Genomic DNA, 17663 nt, shown 5'->3' on the forward strand with positions numbered 1-17663 from the left:
ACCGACATGGCTTTAAAGTACAAAGATTTAATGATGACATACAGCACAGCGATTGCTGATAAAAGTCCGCTGTATAGTTCAATCGCCCTCCATATGGCTGGTGATAAGGATATGAGAGAGATTTTAAGGCCTTATATGACTGTCAGCCATTTTATCCCTTTGTTTATGACTGCCACGCTCGCGTGTCTATATAAAAATGACCATGCGCTGCGCCAATATTATCTTAACTTCACTGTTGAACCCGCTGAACTGGATTCAGCAGGTTATGATTGCTTCAGGGATTTTGTCAGACTGCACCTGCATGAAATTTTGACGCTGGTGAGAACGGGTGATCTGAAGAAAAATATAGTGGAGCGGTCATCTGTCCTTATTCCTATCTTTCATTACATCAGAGAAAAGTCCTCTGAAGAACATTTCAATGTCATTGAACTTGGCAGTAAGGCAGGCTTACTACTCAACTATGACTGGTACGGCTATACGTTCAATAAAGAACAGAAAGTCGGCTATACTGAGGACATCAATATTAAGATGAAGATTAAAGGATATCCTGATGACGAGCTGATTTCACTTGAACATCCACGCTATAAGTATGGTATCTCAGAAGATGTCATCAGACTTGAGGATGAGACTGATTATATCTGGATGCTGAGTCAGTTCTATCCCGAAGAGATGAAAAGAAGAAAGAATCTCATCAAAGCACGTGCGATTTTTCTGCAGCATCCTGTCGAACTGCTGCAGGGCAATGAACTCGAGTTACTCGAAGAGACACTGTCTCTGCTGCCGGATGATGAACCGGTCATTATTTTCCATGTGCATCATACTAAGAACTGGACGGATGAAAAGAAGGCTGCATTGCTTGAAATCATCCATCGGAATGCTGAGAAGAAGGAGATATTCCACATTCACCATCAGCTGTTCGGAGCTGATATTTTTATTGATTATATGAACAGTGGCATTCTAAGACGAGAGAAACTGTTGAATCTTGATCTCGATAAGATGAGAATAGAATGGCTGCTGGGTCAGCCTATTAAACTTTAGACACCTCAAGCGGTGTCTTTTTTATACAAAAAATACATATCGCTTCAACTGCTTTGTCATCAGGGATTTCATCAATGTCGTACATTTGTCATGCTGAATGCTTGAGAAGAATCATTCAGGGACAGACTCATTGAGGAACTGCACTGTGACGTCAGAAGAGTGTCTGTTGATACAGCAGGCTGCAGGTGTGATATGATAAATGCATCAATTTAACTAGGAGTGGAAAGATGTATAAGCTGATTGCTTTGGATATGGATGATACGTTGATGACATCTGGCAATGTGATGTCAGATAGAACGAGAGATGCACTGCTTGCTGCGCAGCAGGCGGGTGTAAAGGTAATGCTTGCCTCAGGGCGCCCCACCTCAGGAATGGTCAAGGATGCCAAGCTTCTTCAGCTCGATAGAAGAGAGTCGTATATTCTCAGTTATAATGGTGCCAGACTGACCGCTATGAAGGATATGTCATTGCTAAAAGAAAACGCTCTGACAAAGGAACAGTTCGATGAAGTGTATGATTACTGTCAGTCTCATCAACTATTCATGATCACGTATGTGAATGAGGAGATCATCTATGAGGGCTCTCATCCCTATATGAACAGAGAACATGAATTGACCGGTCTTCCGATGAAGGAAGTGGCTGATCTGAAAGCGTATGTCCAGGGCAATGTACCAAAAGCAATGGCCGTTGATTTCGAGGATAGAATCAGTGCCGCAGACAATGAGTTGAATGGCTCTTTGAACGGCCATATTCACGCGACAACTTCAAAACCTTACTTCCTGGAATTTATGACAAAGGGTGTCTCAAAAGGCGTGACCCTGAAAGAACTAGTTGAGACGCTCGGGCTGGACCGAAATGAAGTCATGGCCTTCGGTGACAGTGATAATGATAAGGATATGATTGAATATGCAGGGCTTGGAGTCGCGATGGGTAATGCAAATGATACTATCAAAGCGGCCGCTGATATCGTGACAAGTGATAATGATCACGATGGTATCGCTGAAGTTGTTGAGAAATATGTTCTGAAAAAATAGACGATGCAGCTGCATCGTCTATTTCTTATTGTACTGATAAGCGGCCAGCAGCGTACAGCATATGTCGAGGACCGGGGTATTCAGCTTGTGCTGCTGTGCAAGCCGAAGAAATTCACCCTGTATAAACTCATATTCCAGCAATCTGTTATTCATCGTATCATAATACATACTGGTCCCCATATCAGGCGGATATCCGGCATAAATAGCAAGGATTTCATCGATATCTGATTCCTGGAATGATTCGCCCTCGCTATTTGCGATCATAATACCTTCAGCCAGCAGTTCTCTGACCATTTTCTCTACAGCAGGCATTTCCATAATGACAGCGGTATTTTTAGCGAGTGCTGTGACTGTATTGATTCCAAGATTGACGAGCATCTTATACCATAGGAGCGTCTTCTGATCGTCAGTGATGATCACTTCCAGCTGAGTGTCATGCAGCAATGTCTTCAGACGCAGCATCTGCTCATGATTCGGCAGGATGAGCTTTCGGTCCCGGAAATGAGTGATATGGCCCTCCTTGTTCTGCCCGCTGATATAGACTGCAGCCTGGAAGGCAGGGGCCATAGTAAATTCAGGTAACTGCCCCATACCATTCTGACAGACGATAATGATTGTCCCGTCATGGCACATCTTTATCAGGGCATCTTTAATTTCAGCAATCTTAGTCGCTTTGATGGCGACAAAGATAAAGTCAAACTGCTGCTGGTTCACCACCAGGGATGATACGTTAAGTTTTACCTGCTGAGCTGATAATAAAGTGATCTGCTGTTCCTTGCGCCCGAACAGCTTGACATCAAGTCCTGCGTTTCTGAGCTCGTTTGTAATGACACTGCCAACAGCGCCCGGTCCGATTACTGCAAAATTTGTCATAAAGTTCTCCTTTTTATAGTGGTCAGTTCGCTCATACTTGATTATAATAAATTCAGCTTGTAAGAAGGAAGTGCTATCCATGAAAAAACTGAATGATTTAATGACAATGAAGCAGAATGGAACCAAAATCTCGATGATGACGGCCTATGACTATCCAAGTGCCAAGCAGGTCGAAGCAGCAGGAATAGATATCATTTTAGTCGGTGATAGTCTCGGCATGACCGTACTTGGCTATGACAGTACAGTCTATGTCACACTGAACGATATGATCCATCATGGACGCGCGGCACGCCGCGGTGCACCTGAGACATTCATCGTAGTGGATATGCCATTTGGCAGCGTGGGTGTCAGCATGGCAGCGGATATGCAGAACGCTGTCCGATTATATAGAGAGACAGCAGCGGACGCAATTAAAATCGAAGGTGCACATTTCGAACTGATCAGTCAGTGCCGGCTGATCGGTGTGCCTGTCGTCTCACATCTCGGCCTGACGCCGCAAAGTGTCGGTATTATGGGCTACAGTGTTCAGGCGAAATCAAAGGCTGCGGCTGAACAGTTACTACAGGAAGCACAGGCAGCAGAAAAAGCGGGCGCAGTGATGCTGGTGCTGGAGGCTGTCCCGAGTGATCTTGCTGCTTTGATCAGCAGGACTGTGACGATACCCGTTATCGGCATCGGAGCAGGGATTGATACAGATGGTCAGGTCCTTGTCTACCATGACGTCCTGCAGTATGCGACCGAGCATAGACCGAAATTTGTTAAAGTCTACGGTGATTTTACGACGGGTATCGAAGCCCTGCACCAGTTCCATCAGGAAGTACGATTGGGTCAGTTCCCAAGTGACGATTATATCTATAATATCAAGGTGTTAGGAGAAGAGCATGACTGAACTCATTACAACAATAGAAGATATGAGCCGTCTGGCGCGGCGACATCGTGCAGAAGGTAAGACCATTGGCTTTGTACCCACAATGGGTGCATGGCATGAGGGTCATATGACTCTGGTCAGGCAGGCTAAAAGTGAGAATGACATCACTGCAGCAAGTGTCTTTGTCAATCCGCTGCAGTTTGGACCGAATGAAGATTACGCTTCTTATCCACGACAACTTGAAGCGGACCTGAAACTTGCTGAAGAGGTGAAGCTGGATTATCTGTTCCATCCATCTGTGGAAGAAATGTATCCGGGTCAGGCACAGGTAGGATTGCAGGTCGGAGCCCTTGCAGATGTGCTGGAAGGCGCTAAAAGACCCGGACATTTTGATGGTGTTGTCACAGTCGTCAATAAATTATTCAATATCGTTCAGCCGACAACTGCATATTTCGGTAGAAAAGATGCTCAGCAGTTAGCGATTATCGAAGCCATGGTGCGCGATTTCAATCATGATATCGTGATTCAAGGTGTGGATATTGTGCGAGAGGCAGATGGGCTGGCAAAGAGCTCAAGAAATGTCTATCTGACTGGAGAGGAACGAGCTGAAGCGGTTCATTTATCGAAAAGTCTTGAGCTTGCAAGTCAGATGATAGCAGCAGGTGAGAATGATAGTGCAGTTATTATTGCCGCTGTCAGAAACTATCTCACAGCTCATACAAGCGGCGAGATAGATGAAGTCGCTGTATATCGCTATCCTGAACTTATCGAAGCTGAAAAAATTGAGGGGCGCTGCTTTATCTCACTGGCAGTGAAATTCAGCGCCGCCCGTCTCATAGACAATATGATTACTGGAGGTAAGCAATGAACAGAACCATGATGCATGGAAAGATTCACCGTGCAAGAGTCACACAGGCAGATTTGAATTATGTAGGCAGCATTACGATAGATACAGATATTCTGGAGGCAGTGGATATTCTGCCGAATGAAAAAGTAGCAATTGTCAATAATAACAACGGCGCACGTCTGGAGACATACGTGATTGCAGGTGAAAGAGGAAGTGGTGTCATCTGTCTGAACGGGGCTGCAGCTCGCCTTGTGCAAGTAGGAGATATTGTCATCATCATGAACTATGTTGAGCTGACTGATGAAGAGGCACGTCAACATCGGCCTAAAGTCGCTGTAATGGATGCAGATAACAGAATTGCAGAGATGATAGAAGAGAAGGAAGCAACCATCTTAATATAAAAAAATAAGAGGCCGCGGCCTCTTATTTACTTGTATGCGTCCACTCATCACCCGGGAAGCGATGACGTTTAGTATGGGCATAGATGTTGTCAGCCGCATAGTCTTCATTCGTATAGACAGTGATGTCAAAGAAAACCATATTCTGATCGAACGGCTCGGTTAGATACTGGTCTTTCAGATGATGAAACAGGCGCTGCATAGCAGCGTGATCCAGACTTGGATACTCACGTAGAATTTTTTTAATCAGCTGACCGTTTTTGTTGTAGACGCCTTGAACAACGATGACAAACGTCTCATTTTCGTTTAATACATCATCAAAGATATTGATTTGTCCATTGACCATGAGAAACCTCCTAGTGAGAGCGTTTTCTTCTATTATAAACTATAAAGCCGGGCACTGTCATACAGTTCCCGGCTTTTTTCAACGATTGACTTCGTATTTTGATAAATCGATTTCTTCATACTGGACCACTCTGGTCTTATGCAGCGTTTTATAGCCGATATAAGCGGCAAGCGCCACTAGAATCGGAATGAAGGATTCAATCAGTTTCGGCCAGTTGAGAGCAGCGATATCTGCATATGACTGACCGATCAGCAGAAAAACAATCGTTGTGAGAACGATGATATTCCCTAAAGGATAAAGGGGTGCTTGATATGTCAGCAGATCAGCCGTATTTTTCTGCTGGACCCGAATCGCCTTACGCAGCCTGTAGTGACTGATGACACTGATAGCCCAGACGATAAGGACAAGCGTGCCGAGCATACTCAGCAGCTTAGCATAACCTCCCATATTGATGTGCGCATAGATGATAGTTAAGATGATCAGTCCGGTTGTCAGCAGCAGTGCATTGAACGGCATATTACGCTTGTTCAGCCTGCCGAGAAGAGCAGGCGCCTGTTGTTCCTGACTGAGGGAATACAGCAGTCTGCTTGTGGCGTATAGCCCTGAGTTACCGGCTGATAGGACGGCAGTCAGGATAACAGTATTCATCAGTGATGCCGCAAACAGAATACCGAGTTTTTCGAAGATGATGGTGAACGGACTCATCGCAACATCTGATGCTTCGTTCAGCAATCTCGGGTCTGTATACGGAATAAGCGCCGCTATGACGAAGATGGAACCGATATAGAAGAAAAGGATGCGCCAGAAGACCTGTTTGATGGCTTTTGGCATGGATTCCTTGGGATTATCAGATTCACCTGCTGTGACCGCTACGACTTCTGTGCCGCCGAATGAGAATCCCGCTACTACAAGTACCCCGAGAAGTCCAAGGACGCCGTTAACAAAAGGGGCTTCGCCGACCGAAAAGTTCTTCAGACCGACGGGTTCGCCGCCGATTATGCCGAATATCATCAGCAGACCCATCACAAGGAAGATAATAATGGTCACGACTTTGATGAATGAGAACCAGTATTCCGCTTCACCAAAAGATTTCACTGAGAAAGCATTCAGTAGAAAGAGCACGGCCAGAAAAATAAGGCACCATACAAATGAACCGATTCCACTGAATATATCCCAGTAGGAGAGTACTTTTGCTGCGGTGATGATATCAATACTGGCGACGAGCGACCAGATGACCCAGTATAACCAGCCGACCATAAAACCGGCTGCAGGATCGATGAAGCGTTTTGCGTAAGCGCTGAATGAACCCGAAACCGGATAAAAAGTTGCCAGTTCACCGAGTGACGTCATCAGGAAGTAAATCATAATACCAATCAAAATATAGGCAACGAGTGCACCCCCTGGGCCTGCCTGACTGACGATAGCGCCGCTTGCCATGAAGAGACCTGTCCCAATCGAGCCGCCTATGGCAATCATGGATATATGTCTTGTTTTGAGATCTCTGTCCATCTCTTTATTTTTCATGCCATTCACTTCCTCTTTTAATTAAGTATGTATAAGAGTTTAGTATGTTTGGAGTGATTTATCAAGTAAAAGTTTTAACACTTAAAAACTTAAACGCGTTAAAGTGAGAAAAATTAATCACTGACACTTGATTTTATGAAACAAGAAGGCTAATATTATATATCGAAATGATTACGATTAGGAGATGTGAAAATGAAGAAACTGATGATACTGCTGGTAGCTGTTCTGGTACTCGGCGCCTGTAGCAAAGAAGAGAATAACGGTAAGCTGAAGGTCTATACGACGGTCTTTCCTTTTAAATCAATGACAGAGCAGATCGGTGGGAATCATATTGAAGTTGAAAGTATCTATCCGAATGGAATTGATATTCATACCTATGAGCCGACACAGAAAGATGCACTGGAGATTGCAAAAGGAGATATGTTCGTCTATTCGAGTGATGAACTGGATCCCGTTGCAGCTAAAATAGCTAAAACAGTAAAGAATAAAGAGGTACTGCCAGTTGCAGCCGGTCTTGAGGAGAGTCAGCTGCTTGACCATCATCATGACCACGATCACGAACACGAGCATGAGCATTCTGAAAGTGCACAAGACCCCCACGTCTGGCTTGATCCGGTCATGAACAAGACATTTGCGCAGCAAATCAAGAACCGCCTCATCAAACTGGATCCTGAAAACAAAAACGAGTATGAAGCAAATTATCAGAAACTCGCAAAAGATATTGACGAAATCGACAAGCAGATGAAAGACATCACGAAAAACCCTAAAAGAGATACGGTCTATATCTCTCATGAATCCATCGGCTACCTGGCGAATCGCTATCATTTCAAAGAAGTAGGCGTATCGGGAATGAATAATGATGAACCTTCACAGCAGGAGATTGTGTCGATGATCAATGATATCAGAGAACTGAAGCCGCCTTACATTCTATATGAACAGAATATCCCGTCGAAAATAACAGATATCATTAAGGAGAAAACGGATACGCAGGCACTGAATTTTCATAATATGTCGGTACTGACAGAAGAAGACTCTCAAAACAGAAATGTCAGCTATCAGTCATTGATGAAAAAAAACATCGAGACGCTCAATAAAGCATTGAATGAATAAATTTAAAAAATAATGGTTTTTTTGCTTTACAATGGACTCATTTCCATGTAAATTACCCTATGGACGAATTATTTTACTAAAGTCTGAATTAAAGTTCGTATTTGAAAAGAGGGGTATAAATGGAAGAAGTATTCGACTATGAAGATATTCAGTTGATTCCGAATAAGTGTATTGTAACGAGCAGAAGTGAATGTGATACGTCCATACAGTTTGGACCTAAGACCTTCAAAATACCTGTTGTACCGGCTAACATGCAGACAGTGATGAACGAAGAACTCGCAGAATGGTTCGCATTAAATGATTATTTCTATATTATGCATCGTTTTGATGAAGCAGGCCGAATTCCATTCACGAAAAAAATGCAGGAAAAAGGGTTCTTCGCATCAATCTCAGTCGGTGTAAAAGAGGGAGAATATGCCTTTGTGGAAGAGCTTGCGAGTGAAGGGCTGACGCCTGAGTACATGACGATTGATATCGCGCATGGTCATTCTGACCAGGTCATCAATATGATCAGACACATCAAGAAACATATCCCGGGCACTTTCCTGATTGCAGGTAATGTAGGGACACCTGAAGCGGTACGCGAACTTGAGAATGCAGGTGCTGATGCGACGAAAGTCGGTATTGGACCTGGACGTGTCTGCATCACGAAGATTAAGACAGGATTCGGTACAGGTGGCTGGCAGCTCGCTGCTGTTAAACAGTGTGCTAAAGCAGCCCGTAAACCGATTATCGCGGATGGCGGCATCCGTACGCATGGTGATATCGCAAAATCGATTCGCTTCGGTGCCTCCATGATTATGATAGGTTCACTCTTCGCAGCTCACGAGGAATCGCCTGGTGAAACAGTTGAACTGGATGGCAAGCTCTATAAAGAGTATTTCGGCAGTGCTTCTGAATATCAGAAGGGTGAGAAGAAAAACGTTGAAGGTAAGAAGATGTTTGTGGAGCATAAAGGTTCTCTGCATGATACGCTGTCCGAGATGCAGCAGGATCTGCAGTCCTCAATCTCTTATGCGGGTGGTAAAGATCTTGAGTCCATCCGCAAAGTGAATTATGTCATCGTCAAGAATTCTATCTTCAATGGTGATATGGACCGTTAATCTAAAATACATGACTTTAAGTCATGTATTTTTTTCGCATTCAAGGCAGTGAACTGATATAATGTAATTTATTTTCTGGAGGGAAGTCATGAAAAAGCTATTCGCCTTCATTATTCTGGCAGTCCTATTTTTTATTTACCCCTTTCCGTTCACAACGCTGCCCGATGACTGGACTCTGACGGCTAAAGATCAGATACGCACACATGTTCATAAGGATAAAAAGAAAGTGGCAGTGAAATCTGCTGGATTAGGGGCTATTCATCTGAATATGCCAAGAAAAGATGTAGAGAAACAGTTAGGGAAACATCAATCAGTGCGCCGGAACCCGTACAATAGCTTGTGGTATGTCTATCATCAGAATTATAGACAGTTTGTCCTTCTGGGTTACAGTCATAACCGAGTGGCGGCCATCTATTCAAACAGTCCTCAGTATATTGATAACAGCGGTGTCGGTACGGCCTCCACTCTTGCCGAAATCAAGAAGAAGAAAGGTCAGCCGCTGATGATCGAGGAAGGTGAAAATTATCGGATCCGGCTTGATGAGAAATATATACTGAATTATGCGGCAGATGGCGTCAGAACGACTTATTTTTATGATCATTTCGACCGGTCGGTTGATGCAGTGATGGTCCTTTCAGAAGATTATTTTCAGCAGAAAAAGCGTTTTTATGGCGATCCTTCTCAGACGCTTGCTCGCAGTTATGAGCGGCTTGACTTTGAGCTCGTTAACGCCAGTCGTGTTAAGCGAGGTTTACCAGCCCTTATATATCATGATAAACTGAGTCATACAGCACTCAAGCATTCTCGGAATATGGCGGATAAGCAATTCTTCAGCCATATTGACTTGAAGCAGCTATCGCCGTTTGACAGAATGACAGCTGATGGCATCGTGTATTCAAGAGCGGGTGAAAATCTGGCAGCAGGACAGGTTTCACCGCTGGAGGCACATAACGGTCTGATGAACTCAAAAGGCCACCGCACTAATATTCTTCTGCAGGAGTACAGACAGCTGGGTGTCGGAGTCGCCTTCAATGAGGAGAACATGCCTTACTATACAGAAAACTATATGACTGGAAAATAGGAGAGATTATGGCTAAAGAAAAGATCTATTCATCGTTACTCATCACGACAGAAGAAAGTATTCTTGTGGAAGATACGGGCAATAAAAGAATGACACTGCCCTCCGTAGTCAAGAAAGGCAATCAATCCATACAGCAGAGCGCAAATGGTTTTGCAGCGAGTCTGCACAAGCAGCTCCGTGTAGGAGGGATTCTTTTCGTTGTAGAGGAGAGAACACAGTTGAAAGGACTGCTGACGACATCGAATGTCAATGCGACCTCGTTTGTCTTCAATGTCCGTAACCGGGACGAATTCAAAGTTAAAAGACCTTTCACATGGCTTGCTTTTGAGCATCTGGATCAGCTGGATATTGCAGATGAGCTGAAGCAGATTATTATTTCCAATCAGGTCATTAAATCGAGTGTTCCGCTTGTCAATCTGCATTAAAAAAACCGATGGAAAATTCCATCGGTTTTTTGCAGTTTACAGTCTGGTAATTGTCATGTTCAGGCGTTCTGTCACTTTCTTGCGGCTGTTCGTTCTTTCTGCGATGCGATGGTCCTTCTGATCGATCATATGAAGCATGGTGTCAATATGGCCGATATGACGGAATTCCTCAGCTATAGACTGGTTGATGTCCTGATGACTGGTATCTATCTGGTTATCAATCTGTCTGAAGTAATCCAGCACATCATCAAAAGAAATCTTATGATCATTATCCCGATAATTTTCAAGAGAAGAAGTGAAGCCATTGTTTTTTTTAAGAAACGGTCTGTACTTTTCAGCGACAGCAAGTAGCGTGTGTTTGATGCTGCCTTCACCGAACCCGAAATTAAATGCGAATTCTGACTCGCTTAAGTTATTAATCTGTTTTAAAATCTGCTGACGTTCTGCTTTTACCCAGTTATAATCAATCGTCATATTCATTCTCCTTTTCATATAATTATGTTACTCATACCCCTTTTATAAGAAAATTATGTGAGTTTATTCTGATATATTGCCGGGTATAAAAAAATAGAAAAGAGGAATGGTTTATGAAACAAGATAAAACAGAAGACAAAGATATTTTAGAGCAGGTCAAGGAATTATTAGGCCGAAAATAATAACAGTAGAACAGTCACGCTGATCAGCGTGACTGTTTCATTCTAATGGACGGATTCTTAGAACTCTCTGAATAAACCGACGACCTTACCTAAGACTGTTACTTTATTCAGATAGATAGGGGCCATTGCGGCGTTCTCCGGCTGCAGACGATAACGATTGCTTTCTTTGTAGAAACGCTTGACCGTTGCTTCATCCTCTTCCGTCATCGCTACAATGATATCACCGTTTTCAGCAATCGACTGGCGTCTCACGATGACTTTATCACCGTTCAGAATGCCCGCTTCAATCATACTCTCTCCGATGACTTCAAGTATGAAGATATCGCTGTTATGACTGGAAGTGAAGTGAGAAGGCAGAGGGAAGTATTCCTCAACGTTTTCCACTGCTGTGATAGGGAGCCCGGCTGTCACTTTACCGATGACCGGAACCATGATGGTTTCTTCCAGTAAGGTTGAGGCAGGTGTTGAGCTGACAATTTCAATTGCGCGGGGTTTAGTCGGGTCACGCTTGATATACCCTTTTTCTTCTAAACGTGAGAGATGACCATGAACAGTAGAACTTGAAGCAAGACCGACTGCTTCTCCGATCTCTCTTACGCTAGGTGGATATCCTTTAGTAGATACGATGTGTTGTAAGTATTCATATATTTCCTGTTGTCTTTTAGTCAGTTCTTTCATGAGAACACTCCTTAGTGTTTGTTCTAACTGTATTATAGCATATTTGTTCGGGGCTCACAAACGTTTGTTCGTGTTTTCATTGACAACGAACAAACGTTCTGATATTCTTTAAATACAAACAAATGTTCTGGAGGAAATGACATGACCATACGAATTTCTAAGGACTTTTTACTGTATTTATTCTTTTTTATTATGATGACTACGTTCGCAATCATATATATGGCTCAGTCCAATACGCTTTATCAGCGACCGCTCCCTGATAATGTGGGTCAATCTCACCAGTTTAAGGAGGCGAACACACATTCCTCTACGATGAACGGTGAAGTTCTGGGAATTGTACGCTGAACAGACGTCTGACTTATGTCAGGCGTTTTTTTCGTTTACAAGAAGCGCTTCGAATGGAATTAAGCGGTTAATTTTGATATGTTAATTAATGAAAGGATGAGGACCATGTTAGACGAACATAAAATGAACAGACTGAATGAACTTTCTAAAAAGAAAAAGACATCAGGGTTATCCGAAGAGGAGGGCAAGGAGCAGACAAGCCTCCGCGCAGAATACCTCTCAAACTTCCGGAACAGTTTCAAAAAGACAATTGAAAACACAAAAATCATTGATCCTGAAGGAACTGACGTAACTCCTGAAAAAATCAAGGAAATTCAACGTCAGAATAATTTAAGAGATAACTAATCTGAATGGAGTGTTATAAATGACTAATGATCAACTTGCTATCGACACGTTACGTGCACTAAGTATCGACCAGATTGAAAAAGCGAAGTCCGGTCACCCTGGCTTACCTATGGGCGCAGCTCCGATGGCCTATACGCTCTGGACAAGACATTTACGTTTTAATCCGAGTTCAAAATATTTCTTTGACCGCGACCGCTTCGTTCTTTCTGCCGGTCATGGTTCAGCCCTGCTCTATTCACTGTTGCATGTATCAGGTGCACTTGAACTGGAAGAACTGAAAAACTTCCGCCAGTGGGAATCCAAGACGCCGGGACACCCTGAATTCAATCATACTGACGGCGTGGATATCACAACAGGTCCTCTTGGACAAGGGTTCGCGATGAGTGTCGGGATGGCGATGGCAGAGAAACATCTCGCGGCCAAGTTCAACCAGGAAGATAACGCTATTATTGATCATCATACGTTTGTCCTCGTTTCAGACGGTGACTTGATGGAGGGCATCTCACATGAAGCAGCTTCACTTGCCGGGCATCTCAAGCTGAATAAATTAATTGCGCTTTACGATTCCAATGATATCTCATTAGACGGAAAGCTCGATAAAGCTTTCTCAGAACAGACTAAAGGACGCTTTGAAGCTTACGGCTGGCAGCATCTATTAGTGGAAGATGGTAATGATATCGAGGCGATTGATGCCGCAATCATTGAGGCTAAGCAATCTGACCGACCGACCCTCATTGAAGTGAAGACAGTCATTGGTTACGGTGCACCTAACAAGCAGGGTACTAATGGCGTTCATGGTTCACCACTTGGAGCAGATGAACGTAAACTTGCGCTTGAAAACTATGGTCTGGATCCGGAAGAGACTTTCAATGTCCCTGAAGAGGTCTATGAAATCTTCCAGAATACAATGCTGAAACGTGCCAACGAAAAAGAAGAGGCATGGCATGAAGCTTATAAACAATATGTAGACAGCTATCCTGAACTGGGTGCTGACCTTGTGGCGGCTGTTGAGAACCGGTTAAGTGATGACTATGCAGATAATCTGCCGAAATTTGAAGTGGGTACAGAAGATGCGACGCGTAATACTTCAGGACAGGTCCTGCAGGCGTTGTCACAATCAGTTCCGCAGTTATTCGGCGGTTCTGCCGACCTGGCATCATCCAACAAATCGAATATTAAAGAAGAAGCAGACTTCTCAGCTGAGACTCCTGAAGGACGCAATATCTGGTTCGGCGTACGTGAATTCGCGATGGGCGCGATGATCAACGGGATGGCAGCGCACGGCGGCGTCAAGCCATACGGTGCGACGTTCTTCGTTTTCAGTGACTACTTGAAACCGGCGCTGCGACTTGCCGCCCTGATGGGAGTGCCGTCTACTTATGTCTTCACACATGACTCTATCGCTGTCGGTGAAGATGGTCCGACGCATGAGCCGGTTGAACAGCTGGCTGGTCTTCGTGCGATGCCGTACTTGAACCTGTTCCGTCCGGCTGATGGCAACGAGACACGTGTCGCATGGAAAGTAGCAATGGAATCGAAGAAAGATCCGACTGCACTTGTGCTGACCCGTCAAAATCTGCCGGCATTGGATGTCAGTGAAGAAGTCGTTGAAGAAGGGGTACGCCGCGGCGGCTACGTCGTCTACAAATCAGCATCTCCTGAAATTCTGCTGATTGCTACAGGTTCTGAAGTGTCACTTGCATTAGAAGCAGGAAAACAGCTGGAAGCTCAAGGTAAAGGCGTGCAGGTCGTGTCACTCCCTAACTTGAACTTATTTGACCAGCAGGATAAGACATACCGCGAAGAAGTGCTCCCGTCTGTGATCACGAAACGTGTGGCTATCGAAATGGGTGCGACGCACGGCTGGTACAAATATGTCGGACTGAACGGCCTCGTCATCGGTATCGACCGCTTCGGCGCCAGTGCACCAGGTGAAGTGGTGATGGAGAAATATGGTTTCACGAAAGAACAAGTAGTAAAGCAAGTGCTTGCAATGGAATAACTGATTGAGAAGCACAAGTCAACAGAAAAATTTAAATGAATTTTCAGAATAATTATTGCCTTCTTGTCTCAATCATTTTAAGATTGAGACAAGGGGGTATTTTTTTATGAATTTAGCATTATTAGGTTTTATTATGATTATTGTTTTTATGGCGCTTATCATGTCGAAGAAAATGTCAGCGCTTGTAGCTTTGATTCTTGTGCCGACAGTCTTTGCGATTATCGGAGGATTTTATAACGGCATCGGCGAGCATATGCTGGAGGGACTGAAGCAAGTAGCACCGACCGGTATGATGCTGATTTTTGCCATTCTATACTTCGGTATTATGATTGATGCAGGCCTCTTTGATCCTGTCATCAATGTCATCATTAAAGCAGTGAAAGGCGATCCTTTGAAAATTACAATCGGGACCGTATTGCTGGCAAGTCTTGTTGCACTGGATGGGGATGGTACAACAACGTTTATCATTACCGTGACCGCGATGCTGCCACTCTATAGAAAAGTTGGAATGAATCCATACATACTTGCTACACTGGCCTTATTATCAATAGGTGTCATGAATATGACGCCGTGGGGCGGTCCGACAGCTCGCGCGATATCAGCGCTGCAGACGACAACTGAAGAAGTTTTCAATCCTGTTATTCCAGTGATGGCAGGAGGTATCCTGTTCGCGCTTGGCGTCGCTTATTATTATGGTATCAAAGAACGAAGAAGAGTAGGGATCACAGATCATCTGACGATGTCACTTGATGATATGCATCTGCACCCTGATGGTAAGTCGAACGATGAAAATGCATTACTACGGCCAAAACTCGTCTGGGTTAATGCACTGCTCACTATACTGCTGCTCTATGCATTGATTACTGAATTTCTTCCGATTCCTGTGTTATTCATGTGTGGTTTTGCAGTCGCTGTGCTCATCAATTATCCGAATATAGCTCTGCAGTCAGAACGCATTAAAGCACATGCGCCTAATGTTCTCGCGGTTGTCAGTCTGGTGTTTGCATCAGGAATATTCACTGGTGTGATGAACGGCACGAAAATGGTGGATGCGATGGCCAACGCACTCGTCCATATCGTTCCTGCAAGTATGGGGGACCACTTCGCAGTAATCACCGCACTATTGAGTATGCCGTTTACTTATTTCATGGCCAATGATCCGTATTATTACGGTATACTCCCTGTTCTTGCGGAGTCTGCATCTCAGTTCGGCATCACAAAAGCCGAAATGGCAAGAGCATCTATATTAGGTCAGCCAGTTCATGTTTTAAGTCCGCTATACGCTGCAGGATATCTACTGGTAGGTATGCTCGGTATTGATTACGGGGAAAATCAGAAGTTCGCCTTAAAATGGGCGATCGGTTCCTCTGTCTTCATGATAATGATAGCTATAGTCATCGGCATTATTCCGCTGTAATAACTGTTGAAATGCGCGCGATTATTTAGTACACTTTTAAAGGAATGAGAAAGTGGGTGAGATAATGGTGACATGGATATGGATTTTATTAATTATTCTAGCAGCAGTGGCAGGTGCAGCGCTTGGTTTCTACTTGGCACGTAAATATATGATGGATTACTTGAAGAAGAATCCGCCCATTAATGAAGAGATGTTACGTATGATGATGATGCAGATGGGCCAGAAACCATCACAGAAAAAGATCAATCAGATGATGACGATGATGAACAAAAATATGAATCAGAATCTGAAGTAATGAGAAACTCTTATCCCTGGTGGATAGGAGTTTTTTGTCATCAACTGTTCAAACATAAATCTTCTTTTCAGTTATGACTTTGCTAATATAGAAAGGAATGGAGTGATTTTAATGGGTGATATCACGATGGCACTCGCTTTTGGTGCAGGTTTACTGAGCTTTATCTCGCCATGCGTACTGCCGATCTATCCGGCTTTTCTGTCTTATATCACAGGTGTATCCTTTGACGACCTGCAGGAAGGGCAGCTCAACTATAAAGCGGTCCTGCATACGTTGTTATTCCTGCTGGGCTTTTCAATCGTCTATATCTCATTTGGGATCGGGATCGGTTTTGTCAGTGCATTCCTGCAGACCTACAATGATACGATTCGAATGGTCGGCGGTTTATTGATGATTGTCTTTGGTCTGATCACGCTCGGCATCTTTACACCCGATTTTCTGATGGCTGATAAGAAGTTCAGCTTCAAGAACAGACCAAGCGGCTATATCGGTTCACTGATTATCGGTGTTGCTTTCGCTGCAGGCTGGACGCCTTGTATGGGGCCGATTGTCGGTTCTATCATTTCTCTTTCGTTATCCAACCAGTCATTAGCACTTTTCTATATGGTTCTCTATGTGCTTGGCTTCTGTATTCCTTTCTTTCTGCTGACGTTCTTTATTACAAAGCTGAAGTTTATCAGAACATATAGTCAGATTCTGATGAAAGTGGGAGGCGTCATCATGATCATTATGGGACTACTTCTCTTCTTTGATTTACTTGTGGAAATTACAAGATTATTCAGCTGGGGGATTTAATATGTATGTAATTATATCAATGGTAATCGCCGTCTGCATGGGACTGATTGTGATTGTCGTCAGAATGAAGGCGCAGAACTACCCAACGAATGCTAGAAAGATTATTCTGCCGCCGTTCTTTATGGCAACAGGCGCACTGATGTATCTTTTTCCTTATTTCAGACTGACGCCGATGGAAATTCTTGAGGCAGTACTGGTCGGCATGTTCTTCTCGCTATTTCTGATCTTCACTTCTAATTTTGTCGTACAGGATAATCAGATTTATATGAAGCGATCTAAATTGTTTCCGGTGATCCTGATTTCACTGCTCGTCATCCGTTCTGTGATGAAATATTATTTGAGCAGCATGATTCATCCGGGCGAACTTGCAGGTATGTTCTTCCTGCTGGCGTTCAGTATGATTGTACCGTGGCGTGTTGCGATGTATCAGAAATACAGAAAAATCGAACAGAAATTAAATAAGACAGTCCGGTGACGGACTGT

At 43.8% G+C, this 17663-nt stretch carries 21 protein-coding genes; 16 read left to right on the top strand and 5 right to left on the bottom strand.

Annotation, left to right across the window (positions count from 1 at the left end):
* The first annotated feature begins 6 nt into the window (after window positions 1-6).
* Both ERX40_RS03010 and ERX40_RS03015 read left to right on the top strand, forming a co-directional pair.
* On the top strand, window positions 7-1038 hold the full coding sequence (locus ERX40_RS03010) for a DUF2332 family protein (RefSeq protein ID WP_133417017.1): 1032 nt from the start codon (window positions 7-9) through the stop codon (window positions 1036-1038).
* Window positions 1039-1265: 227 nt separating this feature from the next.
* Window positions 1266-2072 (top strand): Cof-type HAD-IIB family hydrolase, encoded by an 807-nt coding sequence (locus ERX40_RS03015; protein ID WP_133417018.1) that lies wholly within the window; start codon window positions 1266-1268, stop codon window positions 2070-2072.
* Window positions 2073-2090: 18 nt separating this feature from the next.
* On the opposite strand, the gene ERX40_RS03020 is transcribed toward ERX40_RS03015, so the two are convergent.
* The gene (locus tag ERX40_RS03020; RefSeq protein ID WP_165980635.1) at window positions 2091-2945 is read right to left on the bottom strand and encodes an oxidoreductase; all 855 of its coding nucleotides are present in this window, start codon (window positions 2943-2945) and stop codon (window positions 2091-2093) included.
* Window positions 2946-3024: 79 nt separating this feature from the next.
* Here ERX40_RS03020 and panB point away from each other — a divergent pair, with 79 nt between their 5' ends.
* From panB to panD, 3 genes are read left to right on the top strand one after another with little or no spacing between them, the layout of a single operon-like run.
* Window positions 3025-3834 carry a 3-methyl-2-oxobutanoate hydroxymethyltransferase gene (gene panB, locus ERX40_RS03025; protein WP_133417020.1) on the top strand — a complete coding sequence of 270 codons (810 nt, stop codon included), beginning with the start codon at window positions 3025-3027 and terminating at the stop codon, window positions 3832-3834.
* Window positions 3827-4681 (top strand): pantoate--beta-alanine ligase, encoded by an 855-nt coding sequence (gene panC / locus ERX40_RS03030; protein ID WP_133417021.1) that lies wholly within the window; start codon window positions 3827-3829, stop codon window positions 4679-4681. The genes panB and panC overlap by 8 nt, the downstream gene beginning before the upstream one ends.
* Window positions 4678-5061: an aspartate 1-decarboxylase gene (gene panD, locus ERX40_RS03035; RefSeq protein ID WP_208001645.1), complete on the top strand. Its 384-nt coding sequence runs from the start codon at window positions 4678-4680 to the stop codon at window positions 5059-5061. Before panC ends, panD begins: the two co-directional genes overlap by 4 nt.
* Before the next feature lie 22 nt (window positions 5062-5083).
* Here the strand turns inward: panD and ERX40_RS03040 are convergent, their stop codons facing one another.
* Window positions 5084-5404 (bottom strand): hypothetical protein, encoded by a 321-nt coding sequence (locus ERX40_RS03040; RefSeq protein WP_133417022.1) that lies wholly within the window; start codon window positions 5402-5404, stop codon window positions 5084-5086.
* 78 nt (window positions 5405-5482) lie between these two features.
* Complete coding sequence (locus ERX40_RS03045) at window positions 5483-6928, bottom strand: amino acid permease (protein ID WP_133417023.1); 1446 nt, start codon at window positions 6926-6928, stop codon at window positions 5483-5485.
* A 192-nt stretch (window positions 6929-7120) separates the two neighbouring features.
* On the opposite strand from ERX40_RS03045, the gene ERX40_RS03050 reads away from it, so the two are divergent.
* The 4 genes from ERX40_RS03050 (at window position 7121) to ERX40_RS03065 (ending at window position 10647) form a co-directional block, all read left to right on the top strand.
* Window positions 7121-8038, top strand: coding sequence for a metal ABC transporter solute-binding protein, Zn/Mn family (locus ERX40_RS03050; protein ID WP_133417024.1), 918 nt, complete (start codon window positions 7121-7123; stop codon window positions 8036-8038).
* 119 nt (window positions 8039-8157) lie between these two features.
* Window positions 8158-9141, top strand: coding sequence for a GMP reductase (gene guaC, locus ERX40_RS03055; RefSeq protein ID WP_133417025.1), 984 nt, complete (start codon window positions 8158-8160; stop codon window positions 9139-9141).
* An 88-nt stretch (window positions 9142-9229) separates the two neighbouring features.
* Entirely contained in the window at window positions 9230-10222 is a 993-nt protein-coding gene (locus ERX40_RS03060) for a CAP domain-containing protein (protein WP_133417026.1), read from the top strand.
* Window positions 10223-10230: 8 nt separating this feature from the next.
* On the top strand, window positions 10231-10647 hold the full coding sequence (locus ERX40_RS03065; protein ID WP_133417027.1) for a hypothetical protein: 417 nt from the start codon (window positions 10231-10233) through the stop codon (window positions 10645-10647).
* Window positions 10648-10683: 36 nt separating this feature from the next.
* On the opposite strand, the gene ERX40_RS03070 is transcribed toward ERX40_RS03065, so the two are convergent.
* Window positions 10684-11121 (bottom strand): hypothetical protein, encoded by a 438-nt coding sequence (locus ERX40_RS03070; RefSeq protein WP_133417028.1) that lies wholly within the window; start codon window positions 11119-11121, stop codon window positions 10684-10686.
* A 239-nt stretch (window positions 11122-11360) separates the two neighbouring features.
* Window positions 11361-11981 carry a transcriptional repressor LexA gene (gene lexA, locus ERX40_RS03075; protein ID WP_133417029.1) on the bottom strand — a complete coding sequence of 207 codons (621 nt, stop codon included), beginning with the start codon at window positions 11979-11981 and terminating at the stop codon, window positions 11361-11363.
* Window positions 11982-12122: 141 nt separating this feature from the next.
* Here lexA and ERX40_RS03080 point away from each other — a divergent pair, with 141 nt between their 5' ends.
* The 7 genes from ERX40_RS03080 to ERX40_RS03110 all read left to right on the top strand — a co-directional run bounded on the left by ERX40_RS03080 (window position 12123) and on the right by ERX40_RS03110 (window position 17655).
* Window positions 12123-12326 (top strand): hypothetical protein, encoded by a 204-nt coding sequence (locus ERX40_RS03080; protein ID WP_133417030.1) that lies wholly within the window; start codon window positions 12123-12125, stop codon window positions 12324-12326.
* Between the two features lie 105 nt (window positions 12327-12431).
* Window positions 12432-12671, top strand: coding sequence for a DUF896 domain-containing protein (locus tag ERX40_RS03085; RefSeq protein ID WP_133417031.1), 240 nt, complete (start codon window positions 12432-12434; stop codon window positions 12669-12671).
* A 19-nt stretch (window positions 12672-12690) separates the two neighbouring features.
* On the top strand, window positions 12691-14673 hold the full coding sequence (gene tkt / locus ERX40_RS03090) for a transketolase (protein WP_133417032.1): 1983 nt from the start codon (window positions 12691-12693) through the stop codon (window positions 14671-14673).
* Between the two features lie 106 nt (window positions 14674-14779).
* Window positions 14780-16090, top strand: a complete 1311-nt coding sequence (locus tag ERX40_RS03095) for a CitMHS family transporter (protein ID WP_133417033.1) — start codon at window positions 14780-14782, stop codon at window positions 16088-16090.
* 64 nt (window positions 16091-16154) lie between these two features.
* Window positions 16155-16385, top strand: a complete 231-nt coding sequence (locus tag ERX40_RS03100; protein ID WP_133417034.1) for a YneF family protein — start codon at window positions 16155-16157, stop codon at window positions 16383-16385.
* A gap of 111 nt (window positions 16386-16496) precedes the next feature.
* Window positions 16497-17180 carry a cytochrome c biogenesis CcdA family protein gene (locus ERX40_RS03105; protein ID WP_133417035.1) on the top strand — a complete coding sequence of 228 codons (684 nt, stop codon included), beginning with the start codon at window positions 16497-16499 and terminating at the stop codon, window positions 17178-17180.
* Window position 17181: 1 nt separating this feature from the next.
* A complete protein-coding gene (locus ERX40_RS03110) occupies window positions 17182-17655 on the top strand; it encodes a CcdC family protein (protein ID WP_133417036.1) in 474 nt (157 codons plus the stop codon).
* Window positions 17656-17663: the final 8 nt, after the last annotated feature.

It is taken from the genome of Macrococcus carouselicus (assembly GCF_004359515.1).
Classification (GTDB): Bacteria; Bacillota; Bacilli; order Staphylococcales; family Staphylococcaceae; genus Macrococcus; species Macrococcus carouselicus.